This window comes from Mesotoga sp. HF07.pep.5.2.highcov (genome assembly GCF_003666285.1).
GTDB lineage: Bacteria > Thermotogota > Thermotogae > Petrotogales > Kosmotogaceae > Mesotoga > Mesotoga prima.
On sequence record NZ_JFHJ01000612.1, the window covers coordinates 1 to 3955 of the forward strand.

1 protein-coding gene and 1 pseudogene are annotated in these 3955 nt (G+C 47.9%); one reads left to right on the forward strand and one right to left on the reverse strand.

Features of this window, described 5'->3' with window-relative positions; translation table 11 throughout:
• Window positions 1–1602: pseudogene (locus tag BG32_RS15655) on the forward strand (hypothetical protein); the annotation flags it as partial.
• Between the two features lie 80 nt (window positions 1603–1682).
• Here BG32_RS15655 and BG32_RS13095 read toward each other — a convergent pair.
• Window positions 1683–3955: Ig-like domain-containing protein (locus BG32_RS13095; RefSeq protein WP_409072669.1), on the reverse strand; the 2273-nt coding region annotated here is incomplete at its 5' end.

The window sequence follows — 3955 nt, forward strand, 5'->3', positions numbered from 1 at the left end:
AGTGACGATGAAGAGATAAAGATAATAGTTCCTGAAACTGTCAAGCTCGAGGCAGAAGTTGGCGCTGAATTCTTCTGGATAAGAGAGAAAATCTATGAGTGGGAAATCGATAAGAAAGCGAATCCTACTCAGATAACCTTCCAGGTGAATGAATTCGAAAAGGACATTGAATACACCATAACGGCAACAAAAACTCTCAAATCCGAAGTGGACACGCACTCTTACAGTGGTTCAGTAAAGGTTACCAACAACGGCAACAGCGAGGCTCAGAACGTCAAGCTGACCATTACACTTCAGTATTACGACGGGTCTGATTGGATAACTATTCAGACTCTTCCGGAAGTCGAGCTTGGAAGTATCTCTTCTGGCGGAAACAATACTTATGGATTTGGACCGATAGCCTTCACACCTGTTGACACTAACGCTCAACACAGGGTAAAGGTCGAAGTCTCTGCCGATGCGCCTGCCAATACCGATGAAGCGTACGATGATTCTTTCCTGTCAATTACGGGAACAACCGAGACTAATGCCACTGCAGTTCTCGATGATGAATTCACTTATGTACCAGACGGATTCGCGATCGTCGCAACAGATCCAGATCCACTTCCATTCCCGATGAACCTTACTGATTCGGCCGTAGTTCAGTTCTCCATAACCATAAGAAAGTTCTCATTTGGAGGAAGTGGAACTGTCACCTACGAATATCCAGTAACAGATGCATATATCTCAGCCACAGTCACCGGCTACATGGCAGGTACGTATCCCGGTTGGTGTATCCAGGTTAATGTACCCGGAATCGGTGGTCCGTACACAATACAGGATGTTTATAACGGTGGCGCGCCAGATTCGAAGATGGCAAAAGCCAACTACATACTCAACAGATACAGAGACGGTGATTATCCTGGAGTTGACTACAGGCATATTCAGATCGCAATATGGGCGATAATGGAAGGCTCTCTAAACTGGAATTCATGGAGAAAAATGTTTGATCCTAACGTTCCAGATGGAGACAAACCTCTCGTCCAGGCTATTATTGATACTGCTAAAGAAGACTTCCTTCCAGGTTGCGGCGATGTAGTCCTCATGAAGGCACTGAGCGCAAACAAGCAGGACGTAATACTTGAGATAATATTCCCGTGTGAAGAAGAGGAATTCAGACTTAAGAATACCGCGACACTCATCAGTGATCTACAGGAGATATGGGACGACGCAGTAGTTGAAATAAAGCTGACTCTTACCGACCCAGAAACCTGGATAGGCGATGAGACTGCCTGGGGCGGGAACTATGAAGGAGATGGAGCTTCATGGTGGTACTACTTCGACACAAACGGTCCCGCCACTCAGCATATTTACGCTGGTCAGAATAAAGTCGCCGGAGCCTCAGTGACTTATAAGGACGGCAAGCTGACAATAGTGCTCGGACCTAATATGCGCCTGCAGAGTGGAAGCGAGACTGTGAAGATTCAGGGATATGCCGAAGGTAAATTACCGACAGAAAGACCAGCAGGAGGGCAATTTACATACAAAGGCACTGATCTGGTCGTTCCTGTTAGCCCGGCAAGATACTTTGCGATTCATCTGGATGTAGAAGTACTACAATAGCCATACAGTAACTTCTATAACTCAAAAGCCCTCCTGACGGAGGGCTTTTCATTTCTAGAAGACAGGGATTGGTTATTCGATCACTTGCATATTCCGACATACTGTATGGAACTTCCAGAATTACCCGGATCTGTAAAGCTCGGATTTATTGCCTTGAACACTGCGCTTCCACCCCTCAGATTCTTCGCACCGCCGGTGTAGTATGAGACTGTTATGCCGTCGAAACTGCTATCGTCTCTGAAGCCATACAATCCCGTCGATTTCTTGAGGAGGAGCGCAATCCTAAACGCCGTCATGAGATCTCCAAATCCGATACTGACCCCTCTCTTTGCCAGCGCCGCCGTCACTGCCCTCTGATCGTTACAACTATCCAGAAGGATATCTCTGAAGATAGCGGGGTCTCCTCCACCCTGTGCTCTGACATACTGCAAGAAAAGGTAAGAGAGCGAGTAGTTGGCAAGCACATCGCCGTTGTCATTCCAGTAAAGCAGCGACTGTCCGTTTTTTATGCTGGTGGCGTAATTGTAATAGCTTATCCTGCTTGTCAGAGTTCCCTTGTAGATATGTTCGGCAGCCATTGACAAACCTTCATTCAACCACGTCGGCATTGAACTGCCCTTCTCCACAAAGTAGTTTCTGTTGAAGTTGACCATGTGCTGGAATTCGTGAACCAGAGTGCTGTAGGCTCTCGAGACATCTACCGGGTTAGATGCCGGGTAGTGCATCGTCGGATAGGTGTCTATATAGAAGATCTCCATCTTGTTTGAAGTGCTGGTATTGAAGAGATCTCCAGAGCTGAAATAACCGCCCACATATGCTCCGGTGTTGTCGAAATCATCCTGAATATCGAAACAGAGGATTGCGACTCTTCCGTCTCCGTTCACATCTGATGGAGTGTAGAAGTATTCAGTAACCAGAGGATAGATGACGTTATCGAATTCCTGACCAAGCTGCGTTGCCTTGGAGACAGTTATTTCCGAAGGGTTCTCGACCCATATTTCGCAGGTCTCCCCGATGTACTGGAGAGTCGCGGTTATCTGGTAATTCGAATTCGTTTTGAAATTCCGAACGTGGAATGATCTCGTGCTGCCTACGGCTGCGAGCTCGAAGCCTGCCTCAACTAGATCCGGTCGCATCTTCATCGATAGATCAATGTCATCGGGGAGAGGTATCTCAGGATTTATAGCATACGCTTCAATCGGTAAATTTTTGGGAAGAATATCCCCTGATGGAAGATAATCAGAACTGAGCGTTCCCGTGTACTCTGTGGTGTTTGCGTTCTCTGATTTATTGCTTACTAGAAGGACATTCCCCGTGTAAACCGGCCCGTTCATGTCTATGCCGTCTTCGGGTGGTATTTCGGCGGCAACTGTTCTGAACTTCCAGACATCTCCCTGGGTAGTTGCTCCCTTAGCGTCTATAGCCACTATCTTCCAGTAGTAATCCTTTCCATTCTGAAGATTGCCGGGGTTGTAAGATTTCGTCGTTATTCCCGAGGCCACCTTAGATGGATTTGAACTCTCTCCGAAGTAGACATCGTATTTCAGAGAGTCTCCGTCTGGGTCGCTGCAATTCCATGAAAGAGTTATCGAAACAGCGATATCACTGCTGTTATTTGCGGGATTGGGGCTTGAAGGCTTCGCGGGTGGCTGATTGCTCTTTGTGGTGAAGTTCCAGAGATCTCCGGTCGTCTCAAGCCCCTTCGAATCCCTGGCAACGACTTTCCAGTAATACTTCGTGCCTTCAGCGAGATTCGAAGGCGTGTAGCTTCTTGCAGTCTGCCCAACCGAAACTCTGGCAGGGTTTGTCGTGGTACCGAAGTAAACGTCATAGACAAGTGCGTCGCCGTCGGGATCAGAACAGTTCCATGAAAGTGTTATAGATGTTCCGACACCCGTAGCACCGCTCGATGGGGCTGGATTTGAAGGCTTCAGAGGAGCGTTATTGGAAGACTCAACAGTTATGCTGAAAGTATCGGTCGCTTCTCCACCCCTGCTGTCGCTCGCTCTAACGGTCACCGAATAGGTTCCTGCAGTGGTCGCATTGTAGCTGAACTGGTTTCCGCTTATCGTTCCAACTCCAGATACTTTCGAGAACACAATAGGATCACCGTCTGAGTCTGAGGCGAATTTTCTCAGGTCTAGAACCAGATTCGTTCCAGTGCTCACTGTCTGATCCGGGATCTCCAGAGTGGGGATCGCATTGTATCTGGCAATAACTTTCTTCGGGCTGTTAATGTTCATCTGAAGAGGGTTATCATTTAGTGTCTCTCCGTTCACCGTCCAGTTGAGGAAGGAGAAGCCCTCGACCTGCGGGGCGGTTAGTGTGAGGCTGCTGCCCTTCTCGTACCAGC